The 16588-nt window shown below is 68.1% G+C and carries 10 protein-coding genes and 5 pseudogenes; 5 read left to right on the top strand and 10 right to left on the bottom strand.

The genetic code is table 11. The features are described 5' to 3' along the window. Window positions 1-504: 504 nt before the first annotated feature. Window positions 505-909 carry a winged helix-turn-helix transcriptional regulator gene (locus tag ACFY6U_RS00545; protein ID WP_390034359.1) on the bottom strand — a complete coding sequence of 135 codons (405 nt, stop codon included), beginning with the start codon at window positions 907-909 and terminating at the stop codon, window positions 505-507. A 143-nt stretch (window positions 910-1052) separates the two neighbouring features. Between ACFY6U_RS00545 and ACFY6U_RS00540 the strand changes: the two genes are divergently transcribed. Next, window positions 1053-1925, top strand: coding sequence for an SDR family oxidoreductase (locus ACFY6U_RS00540; protein ID WP_390034358.1), 873 nt, complete (start codon window positions 1053-1055; stop codon window positions 1923-1925). Between the two features lie 28 nt (window positions 1926-1953). Here ACFY6U_RS00540 and ACFY6U_RS00535 read toward each other — a convergent pair. The 4 genes and pseudogenes from ACFY6U_RS00535 to ACFY6U_RS00520 form a co-directional block, all read right to left on the bottom strand. Then, a pseudogene (locus ACFY6U_RS00535) lies at window positions 1954-2483 on the bottom strand (transposase). Next, window positions 2480-2833 carry a winged helix-turn-helix domain-containing protein gene (locus ACFY6U_RS00530; protein WP_390035165.1) on the bottom strand — a complete coding sequence of 118 codons (354 nt, stop codon included), beginning with the start codon at window positions 2831-2833 and terminating at the stop codon, window positions 2480-2482. Before ACFY6U_RS00530 ends, ACFY6U_RS00535 begins: the two are co-directional and overlap by 4 nt. Before the next feature lie 12 nt (window positions 2834-2845). Further along, window positions 2846-2914, bottom strand: a pseudogene (locus ACFY6U_RS00525) (transposase); the annotation flags it as partial. Between the two features lie 335 nt (window positions 2915-3249). After that, window positions 3250-4021, bottom strand: a pseudogene (locus tag ACFY6U_RS00520) (transposase); the annotation flags it as partial. 704 nt (window positions 4022-4725) lie between these two features. On the opposite strand from ACFY6U_RS00520, the gene ACFY6U_RS00515 reads away from it, so the two are divergent. From ACFY6U_RS00515 to ACFY6U_RS00500, 4 genes and pseudogenes are all read left to right on the top strand, one after another. After that, complete coding sequence (locus tag ACFY6U_RS00515) at window positions 4726-5805, top strand: cytochrome P450 (protein ID WP_390034357.1); 1080 nt, start codon at window positions 4726-4728, stop codon at window positions 5803-5805. A gap of 281 nt (window positions 5806-6086) precedes the next feature. After that, window positions 6087-6974, top strand: a pseudogene (locus ACFY6U_RS00510) (IS256 family transposase). Between the two features lie 66 nt (window positions 6975-7040). Next, window positions 7041-7430, top strand: coding sequence for a Clp protease N-terminal domain-containing protein (locus ACFY6U_RS00505; RefSeq protein ID WP_390034356.1), 390 nt, complete (start codon window positions 7041-7043; stop codon window positions 7428-7430). Window positions 7431-7509: 79 nt separating this feature from the next. Then, window positions 7510-8007, top strand: a pseudogene (locus ACFY6U_RS00500) (transposase); the annotation flags it as partial. A 568-nt stretch (window positions 8008-8575) separates the two neighbouring features. Here the strand turns inward: ACFY6U_RS00500 and ACFY6U_RS00495 are convergent. From ACFY6U_RS00495 to ACFY6U_RS00475, 5 genes are all read right to left on the bottom strand, one after another. Further along, the gene (locus ACFY6U_RS00495) at window positions 8576-9973 is read right to left on the bottom strand and encodes an OFA family MFS transporter (protein WP_390034355.1); all 1398 of its coding nucleotides are present in this window, start codon (window positions 9971-9973) and stop codon (window positions 8576-8578) included. Between the two features lies 1 nt (window position 9974). Continuing rightward, window positions 9975-11363, bottom strand: coding sequence for an OFA family MFS transporter (locus ACFY6U_RS00490; protein ID WP_390034354.1), 1389 nt, complete (start codon window positions 11361-11363; stop codon window positions 9975-9977). Between the two features lie 126 nt (window positions 11364-11489). Then, window positions 11490-13634 (bottom strand): acetate--CoA ligase family protein, encoded by a 2145-nt coding sequence (locus ACFY6U_RS00485; protein ID WP_390034353.1) that lies wholly within the window; start codon window positions 13632-13634, stop codon window positions 11490-11492. Window positions 13635-13638: 4 nt separating this feature from the next. Further along, entirely contained in the window at window positions 13639-14871 is a 1233-nt protein-coding gene (gene frc, locus ACFY6U_RS00480; RefSeq protein WP_390034352.1) for a formyl-CoA transferase, read from the bottom strand. 12 nt (window positions 14872-14883) lie between these two features. Further along, a complete protein-coding gene (locus tag ACFY6U_RS00475) occupies window positions 14884-16566 on the bottom strand; it encodes a thiamine pyrophosphate-binding protein (RefSeq protein WP_390034351.1) in 1683 nt (560 codons plus the stop codon). Window positions 16567-16588: the final 22 nt, after the last annotated feature.

Genomic DNA, 16588 nt, shown 5'->3' with positions numbered 1-16588 from the left:
GTCGCGCCATGGTTGACGAGGCGAAGGATGAAGATGTGATGCCATTCTTCCGTGCCGGGTTTCCGTGCCCGAACCCCGTTGCGATACAGCCTCACCTTGATCTTGGGCCGTCCTCGCTTGAACGTGCGATACGAGATGACCATGTTCAGGGAGGCAGCGGCAGCGCTTCCGATCGCGATTCCGCGGGCCCACCAGTCGGCAGCCATGGCTACTCTCCGGCTTCAATCAAGACATCCGGCCGCGACGATAGCTCGCGAGCGAAGACCGTCACGTTGACCCCCAGAGAGAGGGCACTGATCGATGCAACAACGAGGGCAACGACTGGAAGCGACATGCGCCAAGGATGCCCACCAAGTCCCCGCCCTGCCCTCGGTTTGAGGAACATCAGCGGTTGCATCTACTGAGGTTGAACTCGTGATGTCGCCGGGTTGCTCAGGTGAGTCTTATTGTCGGGCCGGCTTCGGCGAGGCAGCCGTCTATGACCAGACCGCCGGCCGCTGCCGATTACCGGGTGCGCTCAGTGCGGTCGTCGTACTCTTCGCGGGCGGTGATGACTTCTTCGATGTGCAGCACGGACCATTCCGTGAGTGCCTTCAGCGGTTCCCGCAGCGTCTGGCCGAGCGCAGTCAGCTCATACTCCACGTGGGGCGGCACCTCTGGGTAGACGGTCCGGCTGACCAGCCCGTCGCGTTCGAGGGTGCGCAGCGTCTGGGTGAGCATCTTCTCGCTCACGCCCGCCAGCGCCTGCCGGAGCCGGCCGAACCGGGAGGCCCCGTTCCGGCCGAGTTCGCCCAACACGAGGACCGCCCACTTGCTGCCGATCTGGTCGAGCAGGTCCCGCGACGGGCAGCCGCGCTCGTACGGATCGAACGACGGTATGGGCCCGGCCACGTTCTCGACAGCAGTCATACGGCTCACCTCAATGCTATCGGTCCGGTAAGTACCATACCAAGAAGTGGCTACTCCCCAATGGAGAGTGTCCAGGTCATTCTGTGTCCATCCCACCGCGGACGGACCGCGGCAGGCGTGCGAGGCACGCGCGGACGGAAGGAATGACCATCATGCCGATCGTCGTCACTGGAGCCACCGGCCACCTGGGCAGACTCACCATCGAGGCACTGCTGCGGCGCGGGATCCTGGCCGCGGACATCATCGCGACCGGCCGGGACATCGCCAGGATCAAGGACCTGGCCGACCGAGGCATCACGGTACGCCGCGCCGACTTCGCGGAGTCCGACGGCCTGGCCGAGGCATTCGCGGGTGCGGACAGGCTGCTGCTGATCTCGGCCTCGGCCCCCGTGGGCGAGCGGGTCGCCAACCACCGCCGCGTGATCGACGCTGCGGCGTCCGCAGGCGTGTCGCTAGTGGCGTACACGAGCACGACGCACGCGGACACGGCCACCACCGTCATCGGTGCCACGCACAGCGAGACCGAGGAGTATCTGCGGGACCGCGGAATCCCCAGCGTGCTGCTGCGCAACGGCTGGTACCTGGAGAACTACACCAGCCAACTGCCGCAGATCCTGCAGAACGGCGCCGTCGTCGGCGCCGCAGGCGAGGGGCGGATCAGTGCCGCGTCCCGCGCCGACTACGCCGAGGCCGCAGCGGTCGTCCTCACCGCTGAAGGCCACACCGGCGCCGTGTACGAGCTCGGCGGCGACGAATCCTTCACCCTGACTGAGCTCGCCGCCGCGATCTCCGCTGCGGCCGGAAAGCAGGTGACCTACTCTGACCTCCCGGTGACCGACTTCGCCCAGGTACTGGCCGCTGCGGGCCTACCCGCCGAGCTGGCGGAGGTCCTCGCTGACGCTGACCGCGGCATGAACCGCGGCGAGATGTACACCGACTCAGGCGACTTGCGCCGCCTGATCGGCCGCCCGCCCGCGACCCTGGCCGAGGCACTCGCGGTCGCCCTGCGCTACTGAGGTTGAACTCGTGATGTGGCCGGGTGACTCAGGTGGGTCTGACAGTCAGGCCGGTCTCGGCGAAGCAGCCGTCTTTGAGTTCGCTGCGGTACTGGATGTGCCGTAGGCCGCGCCGGATGCGCTGGACGAGGTGTTCTGGGGTGCTGGAGGCGACGTTGGAAAGCCAGCCGCGTCGCAGGAGGGACCAGATTCCCTCTACGGGGTTGAGGTCGGGTGCGTAGGGCGGCAGATAATAGATGGTCAGCCAGTCCCGGGCCTCGGCGAACTTTTGCAGGTCGGCGGCCTTGCGGACGTTGAGGTTGTCCCAGACGAGCACGACGGGCCGCCGAGCTGCTGGTGTGCTGCAATCAACAGGTCCCGGTAGTCGCGCCAGGAGCAGCTCTTGCGCCCATCGCGACGGCCGTCGTCATGGCGGGGCCGGTGGGTGAGCCTGGAGCGGTGACCGGGTCTGCAGCAGGTCAGCGCGGCGATGGAAATCCGTCTGCGGGAGCGGCCGCGGACCCGCACCACCGGGGTCCGGCCGCGCTGTGACCAGGTCTTCGCGTGCGGCGGCGTCATGGAGAATCCGGCTTCGTCCTCGAAGACGAGCCAGGCTCCACGGCCCGCCGCGAGTCTTCCGCGCAGGGCCACACCTCCTTGACCCACCCGGCCACCGCCTCGTCATCCCGCTCCATGGCCCGTCGGGCCGGGACCTGCCAGGACCAGCCGTTACGCGCCAGCAGTTTCCGCACGCCCTGGATCGTGTAGGCCATGTGGAAGCGCCGACCGTTCACCGTCTTGATCCGCGCCAGTGTCCGGCGCTGGTCCTCCCAGCCGTGCGCGGCCGGCCCCTTGGCCAGCTCCGCCTCCAGCCGCGCGAACTGCTCCTGGCTCAGCCTCGGCAGCGATGCCGGTCCCTGCGACCGCAGGGCCCGCGGTCCGCCCTCCTCCCACTTCTGCCGCCACCGTTGTACCGAGCGGACGTTGACGCGCGGGGCCTTGGCGATGACCGAGGTCGCCTCGCCCTGGGCGAACCGCTCGGCCGCCTTGAGCCGTAACTCCTCGCGGACTGCTGCCGTTCGGCAGTCAGCCCGCCTCCTTGTGGATACCGCATGCCCCGGTGATACCGCGCGGACGACGAGCCATCAGCACCTACGACACCACGAGTTCAACCTCAGTAACCTCGAAGTTTCGTCACGGTCCGCCGACGGAGTCGGTGGACCGTCTTTGTGTCGTGGGCTGAGGCTGTGGAGGCCGAAGACCCGAGTGTCGCCTCGGGGCGGCGCCGGTTTCCACTGCTCCGGGTGTTGAGCTGCTGTCGTAGGGACGGGGAATCCGTCGGTCGGCCGGGGTTCGGCAGGAGTGCGAGCCGCTCACGAGCTGTGGTGGTGTGGCTGGTCCAGTGCCAGTGCCGGGCCAGGCGGAGGATTCGCCGACGGCCGGTGGTCACGATGTCCGGCCGTGGTGAACAGGCGGAGCCGCAGGCGGCGGGGCTCCCAGAGCCTGGCCTTGCCGGTCAGGGCGAGCATCGGCATCCAGGCCAGCAGGTCCAGTGCGATCTGCACGATCTCCAGCCAGATACGGTTCTGGGCGGTGCGGTGCAGAGGGAGATTCCGCAGGCCGGTGGCCCGGGCGGCGCGGATGCGGTCCTCGGCCCGGGCCCGCAGCCGGTGACGGAGCTCCAGCTCGGCGATCGGCCGGCCCAAGGTGTTGGTGGCGCATCAGGTCAGCCGCATGCCGTCCGCGTCCGTGAGCCTCAAGTGAGCCCCGGGGTGCGGACGTTCCTTCCTGACGATCAGCCGCATGCCCTTCGGCCAGCCGTCCAGGACGTCGCCGGTGAGTTCGGCGACCCAGGCGCCGTTGCGGATCTCGCCGTCCGCCTCGACGGCCGCCGTCCAGGCCGATGCCGGGACCTTCAGCACGTGCTGGTGGATCGCCTCGGTGATCACCATGTCGACCGAGTAGGACAGCCACCGTCCCTGCCGGGCGAGCCAGGCGACGAAGTCGTGGGTGCCGCCCGCGGAGTCGGTGCGGATCAGGGTCCGGCGCCCTCGCCGGTACTTCTTCGGCAGCTGGGCCAGGGCCAGTTGGGCGGCGGTGATGTGGTCAGCGTCCGTACCACCGTCCGGCCGCCGCCCTCGATGCGGACACGCGGGTACGACCCGATACGCTTCGTCACCTGGAGAGAGCTTCTTTCCGTGCAGCCGACAGGACCCTAGACAAGTCCCATCGTTGCAGGTCAGGAGCACTCTTCGCTTATTTGATCAAGCCTCGGACACCCCACCTGATGAAAGCGCGAGGCTGATCAACGCGCTCACCGTGCTGCCGACCACGACCGGCGTACTGATGTCGTACGGAGCCGGGCGTTACCGGTGGATCCGCGTCCGGAACGGCGGCAGAGGGAACGCGCCGCGTTCCACCTCGTCCCGTGGACCCGTCGCCCTGCCATCGGCTGCCGGCACGGCGGCCTGTCGCGGACCGGTTGTGCGAGGCGGTCAGCCCTGTCCGTCTTGCTGAGGAGAACGAGGCTTCAGCCTCGCCTCGTTCCGTCCGGATGCGTTCCCGGTTCCCCCACCGGAGCGCCGCAGGCCTCTCCGGGGAATCCAGGCGGTACCCACCCCGGTATGGGACCGGCTTAGTGTGACGGCCTCACGGGCCGCCGATCTGTGGGACCCGGGCGCCGCAAAAGACAGGTAGCTTTTGAAAGGGTGGAACATTCATGAGTTCTGCTGTCCCTCTCCTTGAGGGGATTGATCCTTACGGGATCCAAGTGCTGCGGGAGCCTGCGAGTACCTACGGGCAAATACGAGAGGCAGGGCCTGTGGTCTACTCTCGTGAACGAGAGGTCTGGCTAGTAGGCCGCTACGACTCAGCGCGTCGTGTGCTGCGCGATCACCGGGAGTTCCGCTCCGGGCTCGGTGCGGGCTACACCCGGGTGCCGGAGCACGGAAACAACTACCCTCTGGTCGACAGCGATCCGCCCCGTCACACACGCGTGCGGCGTTCTGTGCAAACGGAGTTCGGCCGTGAAGCGATGGAACGGCTTCGTCCCGTGGTCCGTGCGACCGCCGTCGGACTGGTGGAGGCTGCTGCTGCGGCCGGGCAGATCGACGCTGTTTCCTTCTTCGCCTCGCCGCTGCCCGATCTGTCCACGCGACTGCTCACCGGTATCGAGCCGCCCGATTCCCTCCGCATGCGGGTCTGGGCCAACGCGGTGGGCCAACTCCACGGCCCCGACCTCGACCCCCGTGAGGGGAACCTGGTTTCTCAGGCGTTCAACTGGCTGTTGGATGAGGGCGTTCCGGCACTGCCGAAGCACTGCATGGGGCGTCGTCTCATGGAGGACGGCGGGATGAACGGAGCCCTGGCGGAATCCGAGCGGCTGACGACGCTCTTCTCGCTCTGGTTGGCCGGCGTCGATTCTTCGAGCGGTCTCATCGGTAACGCCGTGAATGCCTTCGCCGAGTTTCCCGAGGAGTGGGACGCTGTGCTTGCCGACCCCAGCCTGATTCCGAACGCCGTGGAAGAAGTGCTGCGCTGGGACTCGCCGTTGCGCTCGGTCTACCGCCGTACGACCGCCGACGTGGACTTTGACGGGGTTGTCGTCCCCGCCGACGCAGACGTGTGCGTGCTTATACCCCCCGCCAATCGAGACCCGCGCAGGTTCACGGATCCGGACCGCCTGGACATCAGCCGCGTCGACGCCAAAGCCCATCTGGCCCTCGGCACATCAATCCATCTGTGTGTCGGTGCTCCCCTGGCCAGGATGGAAGCGATCGAACTTCTGACTGCTTTGGCCCGCAGGGTCCGGCGCATCGAGCGGACCGCGCCTGCAGTGCGCGCGGCCAGCCAGACGATGAGCAAGTTCGAGTCGTTGCCGGTGCGGCTCGTCGCCGGCTGACCCCCTGGATCCGGGACCACATGTGTACCGCGGTGTGTTGCCGGTGTTCCAAGTCCTCATCTGCTGCCCGGCGCAAGGACCGAGCAGGGCTGAAGATCCAGGACGACTTCGGACCCAGGGGGGTGGGTGGGAGTGAGGAACAAAGGTCGGTTGCGTCCTTGGAGACGGTGTACGGGTTCGACCTGATCCGGGGGTTTGCTCCGGCGTCGGGGTGATGCCCGCATGGACGAACGGCCACCGGCTGATCTTCGAGGTGTCGAAGCCCGAAGGAGATCAGCACGATGACCGCTCCGGACAGTCTGCCGCTGCATGCTCTCGCCGAGGACAACCTCGCCACGGCGAGTCCCGATCTGCTGCGCGCGATGGTGAAGACGTTCGCCGACGCGCTCATGTCCGCGGAGGCAGACGCCCTCTGCGGCGCCGAATACGGGCAGGTCAGCGAGGAAAGAGTCAACCACCCCAAGGTCAGGCTCGGCCAGGCCCACTCCTGCGTCCTGGTCCTCATGGGCGTGCGCGCCGACGGGCGCAAGGAGCTGATCGCGCTCGCCGAGGGCCTGCGCGAGTCCACCGAATCCTGGGCCGACCTGCTGCGCGACTGCCGCAGGCGCGGCATGCGCGACCCGGCCCTGGTGGCCGGTGACGGTGCGATGGGACTGTGGAACGCGCTCGCCGAGGTCTTCCCCGAAGCCCGCCACCCGGTGCTGGCTCCATAGGACCAGGAATGTCATGAACGCGCTCCCGAAGTCCGCGCAGCCCGGCGCGAAGCGAGCCCCGCAGGAGATCTGTAACGCCGAGGACCGCCCCCACGCCGCCAAGGCCGTGAAGGACTTTGCCAAAACCTATGGGGCGAAGTGGCCCAAGGCCGCCAAGAAGATCACCGACGACGAGGACGAACTCCTCGCCTTCTACGACTTCCCCGCGGAGCATTGGATCCATTTGCGCACCACAAATCCCGTCGAGTCGACCTTCTCCACGGTCAAGCTCCGGACCAAGGTCACCCGCGGCGCGGGCAGCACGGCCGCCGCCCTCGCCATGGTGTTCAAGCTCGCCGAGTCCGCCCGGGAACGCTGGCGCGCGATCACCGCACCCCACCTCGTCGCCCTCGTCGAGCAGGTGCCCGCTTCGAACGCGGCCAGCTCGTCGAACGCCCCAGGGGCCTCGCTGCATGAACAACCTCAACCGAACGCTGAAGACGGTTCCGCGCAGGGCAACAGGCGCTCGTCTACCCTGGCTCCGTGACCCTGGGCACGACACGTCGTCTCCGAGCAGTGCTGTCCGACAACTCCCGACTTCCTGATGTCCTGAACAAACTCGGATACGGATCGATTGCCGAGAGGCTGCCTGCCAGCACGTCCCTTGAGGCGCTGCTGAGCGACGCTGAGCACGAGGCCCGACGCCGTCGACATCCGTACTTGGCCAGCGAACACGTTCTACTCGCAGCCTTCAAGGCTGCAGGGGATCGTGAACTCATCACCGAGTACGCAAACGCACTGGATCGAACACCCGCCCGGGTGCATCGATGGTGGCGACCACGGGGACGCAGCTCCGCACTCCGAACCCGTGGTCAACGCATCCTGGAAGAGCAACAACGCCTCGCCCTGGAACGCGAGCGCCGCCACCCTTGAAGTACTTGGGAAACCAAGCCCCCGGGGACAGGTTCCGCGCTTCGCGGAGCAAGCGATCCACAGGTATTGACAATTACTCCTCGTCGACGCCATCGACGCCGTGCTGCCCGGTGCTTCCTGGCAGCGATGCCGCACTCACTACGCACGCAACCTGCTCAGCCGGGTCCCGAAATCGGCCCAGCCGTGGGTCGCCACGCTGCTCCGGACCGTCTTCGAACAGCCCGACACGACGGCTGTCCGGGCCCAGATGCGGCACGTCCTGGACGCATTGGAGGCCAAGTTTCCCAAGGCCGCAGCCCACCTGGATGCAGCCCAGCACGACCTGTTGGCCTTCACCGTCTTCCCGCGGGAGATCTGGCGGCAGATCTGGTCGAACAACCCGCAGGAACGGCTCAACAAGGAGATCCGCCGCCGCACAGACGTGGTCGGCATCTTCCCCGACGGCACTGCCCTGATCCGCCTGGTCGGCGCCGTGCCGGCGGAGCAGAACGACGAATGGACCGAAGCCCGCCGCTATAGGGGACTCGATCTGCTGGCCAGGGCCCGCCTCCACCCGATCGAGTCAGACCGGACTTGAGGATCGTCTCGACCAGCAGCACGGCCCCGGCCTGCGAGACGACCCCACGACCGCCGCCCTCGACGCGGACACGCGGGTAGGACCCGACACGCTTCTTCACCTGGAAAGTGCCTCTGGCGGTGGCGGGAACAAGGACCTCAGCAATCCTCATTCTCGTGGGTCCCTGGAAGGGCATTCACTCCCGTTACAGGACGTGGCGCACCTGCGGGGTCTGGGACGAGATCATGGCTGTCCTGCCGAACCTGGGCCAGCCGGTGTGGGTTCCCGACCTGGTGCCGCCGCTGCGCATCGAAGGGCGGGTTGACCCTCGCCTCCTGGCACAGGAAGAAGAGGTACCCCTGGAAATGGGCGTGCCCGGTCCCATGACGAGGGACCGTTTCTGCCGCTCTCGTCGGTGGGTCGGTCTCGGGTGTCTCAGGCTGTCCGTCGAGGTCTACCGCCTTCCGGTCCGGCAGCAGCATTGTCCGGGCCAGCGGCGAAGGCCGTCTCCGGAAGCGGCTGAGTCCCGGACCCGGGTCCGGGACTCACCCCGTCGGGAACACCTCGCCCCGAGGTTCGGCGGAGACCGTCAGGTAGCCGTCTGCGGCTGCATCACCCCCGCCTTGGTGGTCGTCCCCCGCCCCGGCTGCCGCAACAGCAGCGCCACCCCCGCCGCCAGCATCGAGATGCCGCCCGCCAGGGCGTAGGCCCCGTTGTAGCCCCAGGCGCCGACGACCATGGAGCCGAGGCCGCCGCCGAAGAGGCCGCTGATGAGTTTGCCGCTGTAGACGAGGCCGTAGTTGGTGGCGTTGTAGTTCTCGCCGAAGTAGTCCGGGGTGAGGGCGGCGAAGAGCGGGTAGAAGGCGCCGCCGCCGAAGCCGGAGAGGAAGGCGAAGAACAGGAACAGCCACTCGCTCTTGATGTCACCGGCCCAGATCACGCCGAACTGGGCGAGGCCCAGGACGACGATGACGAAGACGAGGGTCGGCTTGCGGCCGAGGCGGTCGGAGAGCCAGCCGACCACGCCGCGGCCTATGCCGTTGATGACCGCCATCACGCCCATGGACGAGGCCGCGACCAGGGGGCCGAAGCCGACGTCCTTCGCGAAGTCCACCTGGAAGGAGATGCCGAAGATCGAGACGCCGGCCGTCATGACGATGGAGATCCACATCAGCGGGAGCATGCCGGTGTGGATCGCCTCCTTGGGAGTGAACTGGCGTACCGCGGGCGGGTTCTTGGCGAGGGCCGCCGCGGTCTTGGTGCCGCCCGAGTGCGTGAGCGGGTCGATGTCGGCCGGCCACCAGTTCTTCGGCGGGTCCTTGAAGAAGCACGCGGTGACGAGGACCACGACCATCACGTAGGCGCCGATGAGGTCCAGGACCCGGTGGTAGTTCGCCGTGTCGAAGGCGTAGTTGAAGATGAAGATGAAGGGGAGCGAGCCGTAGGCGAAGCCGCCGTTCACGAAACCCGTGCGGGCGCCCCGGCGTTCGGGGAACCACTTGCCGACCATGTTGATGCAGGTCGCGTAGACCAGGCCGGAGCCGAGGCCGCCGATCACGCCGAAGCCGATGATCGCCAGCCAGATTTCGCTGATGTGCGAGAGCGCCAGGAAGCCGACCAGGCACATCACGGAACCCGTGTACATGGCGCGCCGCGCGGTCAGGATGCCCTTCTCGCGCAGCCAGCCCGCCGGGAACGCGATGCCGGCCTGGAAGAACACCCAGACGCTCAGGATCCAGAAGGTGTTGGACTGCGTCCAGCCGTGCGCGTGGGACAGGGTGTCCTCCGCGGAGCCGTACGCGTACTCGAAGACGCTGATGGCCATCATGGCGATCCAGGGGAGGTACACCATGATGTTGCGGGAGTGGCCGAGGATGTCCCGGTCGGTCTCGCCGATCCGGTAGACGCGGCCGCGGGCGTCCGTGACCTCGCGGTACGGGCGGCGTCCGGCACCGGTGCTGTTCGTGGCTACAGGGTCAGCCGTCATGTCACGCCATCTCCTCGCCGAGCGGTTGCGGGTTGGGGACGATGCGCCGGGCGCTGGGCCTGCCCGGTGCCTTGAGGAAGAGGGCCAGCACTGCGGAGGCCAGGCCGACGGAGCCCGCCAGCACGAACGCGCCGTGGTAGTCCCACTCACCGACGACGACCGCGCCCAGACCGGAGCCCACCAGGCCGGAGATCAGCTTGGAGCTGTAGACCATTCCGTAGTTGGTGGCGTTGTTGTTCTCACCGAAGTAGTCCGCCGTCATGGCCGCGAAGAGTGGGAAGATCGCCCCGCCGCCGAACCCGGAGACCATGGAGCAGAACAGGAAGAACGGCATGCTGTGCATCTGGCCGGAGACCAGCACGCCGAACTGGGCGGTGCCGAGCACGATGCACACGATGATGAGCGTGTTGCGGCGGCCGTGGCGGTCGGAGATCCATCCGATGACGCCGCGGCCGGTGCCGTTGACGATGGCCTTCAGGGACATGGCCGTGGCGACGATCCCACCCGCGAACCCCATGTCCTTGCCGAACGGCACCTGGAAGGCGATGCCGAAGATATTGATCCCGGCCGTGCAGAGCAGACAGAACCACATCATCCACAGGACGGGGGTACGGGCGGCCTCCTTGGCTGTGTACTGCTTGATCGCCGGCGGGTTCTTCTCCAACGCTCGGCGTATCCTCGGGTCCTGAGTCACCTTCAGCGGATCGACGTGCGGCGGCCACCAGTTCTTCGGCGGGTCCTTGAAGAACCAGCCGGCCGACGCCACCACCAGACACAGCCCGATGCCGACCGAGGCGAGGACGACCCTGTAGTTGCTCAGGTCGAGCACCGAGGTGAAGAGGAAGACGAAGGGCACGGATCCGTAGGCGAAACCGCCGTTCACGAAGCCCGTCTTGCCGCCCTTGCGCTCCGGGTACCACTTGCCGACCATGTTCACGCAGGTCGCGTAGACGAGACCGGCGCCGATACCGCTGCACATGCCGAAGCCGAGATAGGCGACGACCACGTTCGGTGCGAACGCCAGCGACACATAGCCCAGCAGTGTGCCCACCGCGCCGATCAGCATGGCCGTACGCGCGGGGAGCCGTCCGCTCTCCCGCAGTTGCCCGGCCGGGAAGGCCACGGCCGCCTGGAAGAACACCCAGACGCCCATCAGCCAGAAGATGTGCCCGCTGCCCCACAGATGCGCCTCGTGCAGCGTGTCCTCCGCCGACGTGAACGCGTACTCGGCGGAACTGATGCCCATCATGCCCACCCAGGGCAGGATGACCATCCATGTGCGTGTCCGGCCCATGAGATCGACATCGCGTTCGCCGATGCGGTACCTGCGGCCGTTGCGGTCCGTCACCTCCCTGAAAGGGACGGACGTCGATAGATCGATGGATGACATGTCTGCTCAGCACCCCTTGCGTCGAAAGTTCTGGCCAGCGCCCCCTGTCCAATGCCTTTCGTGCGCGCACGGGTCCCGGGGCCGGCCGGGGACGCGCTCCGCCGGCCGGCCCCTTCCTCTGCTATGTCATGACGCGCCCCCCAGAAGTCCGGCCGCCCGCGCCCAGCGGTACTTGGCGCCGAGCACGGCCACCGGCCGTTCGGTCGTGTACGGGTACGCCACGACCCCCCGCTCGTACAGGTACTGGCAGGCCTCCTCGACCTCGACGTCCCCCGCGAGCGAGGCGACGACCGGCTTCTCGACGCCCCGCTCCCGGAACTCCGCGACCACCCGCGCGGTCAGCTCCGCGAACACCATCGGCGGGGTGACGATGGTGTGCCAGTAGCCGAGGACCAGCGCGTGGATCCGCGGGTCCTCCAACCCGAGCCGGATCGTCGCCTCGTACGTCGACGGCGGCTCGCCGCCCGTGATGTCCACCGGGTTGCCGGCGGCGCCGAACGGCGGGATGAAGCGGCGGAACGCCTCGTCCAGGTCCGGCGGGATCTCCATCAGGGTCAGCCCGTTGTCGGTGATCGCGTCGGACAGGAGGACACCGCTGCCGCCCGCGCCGGTGATGATCACGACGTTGTCGCCCCGAGGGGTCGGCAGCACCGGCAGGCCGCGCGCGTACTCCAACATGTCGTTCAGGCCGGGGGCGCGGATGACGCCCGCCTGCCGCAGGATGTCGTCGTACACCGCGTCGTCGCCCGCGAGCGCGCCGGTGTGCGAACCGGCGGCCTTGGCACCGGCCGCGGTACGGCCCGCCTTGAGGACCACGACCGGCTTCTTCGGTACGGTCGCCCGCGCGGCCTCGACGAAGGCGCGGCCGTCCTTCAGGTCCTCCAGGTGCATCGCGATGCACTCGGTGTGCGGGTCCTCGCCGAACCAGGTCAGCAGGTCGTCCTCGTCCAGGTCCGACTTGTTGCCGAGCCCGACGATCGCCGACACACCCGTCTTGGTGGTGCGGGCGAACCCCAGGATCGCCATGCCGATCCCACCCGACTGGGACGTCAGCGCAACCCCGCCCTTCACGTCGTACGGCGTGCAGAACGTGGCGCACAGGTCCTGCCAGGTGGAGTAGTAGCCGTAGATGTTCGGGCCGAGGAGGCGGATGCCGTAGCGCTCGCCGATCGCGACGATCTCTTCCTGGAGCTCGTGTTCGCCGGTCTCCGCGAAACCGGACGGGATCAGGACGGCGTTGGGGATCTTCTTCCGGCCCACCTCCTCCAGCGCCGCCGCCACGAACTTGGCGGGAATGGCGAAGACGGCCACATCCACCTCACCGGGAACGTCCGTGACACTCTTGTACGCCTTGCGGCCCAGAATGTCATCGGCCTTGGGGTTCACCGGGTGGATCTCCCCGGCGAAGCCGCCGTCCACGAGGTTGCGCATCACCGAGTTGCCGATCTTGCCCGCCTCGTTGGAGGCACCGATCACGGCGACCGAGCGGGGCTGCATCAGCCGGCGCATGGTCTCCAGGATCTCGTCGCGGGTGTACTTCCTGCGCGGTGGCGGCTGTCGCTCCGCGAGGATGATCCTGATGTCCGCGGCGACCGCGCCCTCCGCGGTCGCGATCACCGGGTTGAGGTCCACCTCGGCGATCTCCGGGAAGTCCGCGACCAGTTGGGAGACCCGGCGGATCTGCTCGGCGACCGCCCACCGGTCCACCCCGGCCTGCCCGCGCACCCCGCGCAGCACCTCGGCCGCCTCGATGGAGTCCAGCATCGACAGCGCCTCGTCGGCGGAGACGGGCGCGAGCCGGAACGTCACGTCCTTCAGTACCTCGACCAGCACCCCGCCGAGCCCGAAGGCGACGACCTTCCCGAAGGTCGGGTCGGTGACCGCGCCGACGATCACCTCCGTGCCCTTCGGCAGCAGCTCCTGTACCTGGACGCCCTCGATGCGCGCATCGGCGTCGTAGGCGCGCGCGTTCTCGATGATCCGGTGGAAGGCCGCCCGTACGTCCGCCGCGCCCTCCACCCCGACGACGACCCCGCCCGCGTCGGTCTTGTGCAGGATGTCCGGCGAGACGATCTTCATGACGACGGGTCCGGCGAAGCGTGCCGCGTACGCCACCGCCTCGTCGACGTCGGTGGCCAGCTCCTCGCCCGGTACGGCGATCCCGTACGCGTCGGCGACCACCTTGCCCTCCGGCGCGGTGAGTGCCGTACGGCCCTCCGCGCGCACGGAGTCGAGGAGCTCGCGGACCCGCAGCTCCCGGTCCTCTGCCATCACGTCAGATCACTCCGTTCGACTTGAGCAGGCGCAATTCTTCGTCGCCGAGGCCGAGTTCGCCGATGTAGACCGCTTCGTTGTGCTCGCCGAGCAGCGGCGAGCCGGTGACGTCGACAGGGGAGTCGGAGAGCTTGAGCGGGCTGCCGACGGTGACGAACTCGCCGCGCTCGGGGTGCGGGACGGTGACCACCATCTCGTTGGCGACCAGCGACTCGTCCTCGATGATCTCCTTGGTGGAGAGGATCGGCCCGCACGGGATGTTGTGGGCGTTGAGCTTCTCCAGCACCTCCCACTTGGGGAGCGTCGAGGACCATTCCTCGATCAGCTGGAACATCTTGCTGAGCTTGGGCAGGCGGGACTCCGGGGTCGCCCACTCGGGGTCGTCCGCGAGCTCCGGCCGGCCGATCAGCCGGGTGATCGGCTGCCAGCCGACGGGCTGCACGATGACGTACACGTAGTCGTTCGGGCCGCCCGGCGCGCACTTGACCGCCCAGCCGGGCTGGCCGCCGCCGGAGGCGTTGCCGGAGCGGGGCACCTCGTCGCCGAAGTCCTCGTTCGGGTACTCGGCGAGCCGGCCGTGGGTGAGCCGCTGCTGGTCGCGGAGCTTGACCCGGCAGAGGTTGAGCACGGCGTGCTGCATGGCGACGTTGACGCGCTGGCCGCGGCCGGTGTGCTCACGCTGGAAGAGTGCCGCCAGTATTCCGGCTACTGTATGCACTCCGGTGCCGGAGTCACCGATCTGCGCGCCCGTGGCCAGCGGCGGGCCGTCCTCGAAGCCGGTGGTGGCCATCGACCCGCCCATCGCCTGGGCGACCACCTCGTACGCCTTGAAATCGGTGTACGGGCCGTCCCCGAACCCCTTGATGGAGGCGTACACGATCCGCGGATTGATCTCCTTGATGCGGTCCCAGGTGAACCCCATCCGGTCGACCGCGCCCGGACCGAAGTTCTCCACCATCACGTCCGAGCGCCGGATCAGCTCGGTCAGGAGTTCCTTGCCGCGTTCGGTCTTGGTGTTCAGGGTGATGCTCCGCTTGTTGCAGTTGAGCATCGTGAAGTAGAGGGAGTCGACGTCCGGGAGGTCGCGCAGCTGCTTGCGCGTGATGTCACCGGACGGCGCCTCCAGCTTGACCACGTCCGCGCCGAGCCAGGCGAGCAGCTGGGTGGCGGAGGGGCCCGACTGGACGTGGGTCATGTCGAGGACGCGAATGCCCTCAAGTGCCTTGGCGGTCATGGGCGTTCCACCTCACTTGTACATGGTCTGGTTCATGGTTCCGGGGGCGTACGCGTCCGGGTCGACCCAGACGTTGATCAGCGACGGCCTGCCCGACTCCCGGGCTCGGCGCAGGGCGGGGCCGATGTCGGCGGGGTCGCGGACCTCCTCGCCGTAACCGCCCAGCATCTGGGCGAACTTGTCGTAGTGGACGTCTCCGAGGGTGTTGCCGACCCGCTCGCGCTCCTTGCCGTACTTGGCGGCCTGGCCGTAACGGATCTGGTTCATCGAGGAGTTGTTGCCGACGATCCCGACGAAGGGGAGGTCGTAGCGGACCAGGGTCTCGAAGTCCCAGCCGGTGAGCGAGAAGGCGCCGTCGCCGAAGAGGGCGACCACCTCCTTGTCGGGGCGGGCCTGCTTGGCGGCGAGCACGAAGGGGACACCGACGCCGAGGGTGCCGAGCGGGCCCGGGTCCATCCAGTGGCCAGGAGACTTGGGCTGCACGACCTGCCCGGAGAAGGTGACGATGTCGCCGCCGTCGCCGATGTAGATCGAGTCCTCGGTGAGGAAGTCGTTGATCTCGCTGACCAGGCGGTACGGGTGGATGGGCGAGGCGTCCGACCTCAGCTGCGGCAACCGCTTCTCGATCGCCGTCTGTTCGGCGGCGCGCAGTTCGTCGAGCCACTCCTTGCGCCGGGAGGCACCCCCGTTGACGCGCCCCGAGGCCGCCTCGGTCACCGACTTCAGGACCAGGCCCGCGTCCCCGACGATCCCGAGGTCGATGTCCCGGTTCTTGCCGACCGTGCGGTAGTCGAGGTCGATCTGCACGACCGTCGCTTCCGGAGAGAGCCGCTTGCCGTAGCCCATGCGGAAGTCGAAGGGGGTGCCGACGATCACGATGACGTCGGCGTTGGAGAAGGCGTACCGGCGGGAGAGCTGGAAGTGGTGCGGGTCGCCGGGCGGCAGGGTGCCGCGGCCCGCGCCGTTCATGTACGCCGGGATGTTGAGGGTCCGTACCAGCTCGATGGCGTCCGCGGTGCCGCGGGTCGTCCAGACCTGGCTGCCGAGCAGGATGGCCGGCTTCTCGGCGTGCACGAGCAGGTCGGCGAGCTTCTCGATGGCCTCGGGATCGCCGGCCGAGCGGGTCGAGGCCCGGTAGGCGCCCGCCTTGGGTACGCGGGCCTTCGCGGCCGGGACCTTGGCGTCGAGGACGTCGCGGGGTATCTCCAGGAAGGAGGGGCCGGGCGCGCCGTGGCAGCACTCGCGGAACGCCATGGAGACCATGTCCGCGGCCCGGGCGGTGTCCGGGACGGCCGCCGCGAACTTGGTGATCGGCGTCATCATGTCGACGTGCGGCAGGTCCTGCAGGGACCCCATCTTGTGCTGGGTGAGCGCCCCCTGGCCACCGATCAGCAGCATCGGGGACTCCGCGCGGAAGGCGTTGGCGACGCCGGTGACGGCGTCGGTCGTACCGGGCCCGGCGGTGACGACCGCGCACCCGGGCCTGCCGGTGATGCGTGCGTAGCCGTCGGCGGCGTGGGCGGCCACCTGCTCGTGGCGGACGTCGACGACTTCTATGCCCTCGTCGACGCAGCCGTCGTAGATGTCGATGATGTGGCCGCCGCACAGCGTGTAGATGCGGTCGACCCCCTCGGCCTTCAGCGCCTTGGCAACGAGATGACCACCGGAAATCACGTCCTGGGTGTCGTCGGGCATGGCGAAGTCCTGTCCCTTCGTA

Source organism: Streptomyces sp. NPDC013157 (assembly GCF_042899865.1).
Classification (GTDB): Bacteria; Actinomycetota; Actinomycetes; order Streptomycetales; family Streptomycetaceae; genus Streptomyces.
The sequence above is the reverse complement of the archived record's forward strand: the minus strand, read 5'-3'. Positions and strand labels throughout refer to the sequence as shown.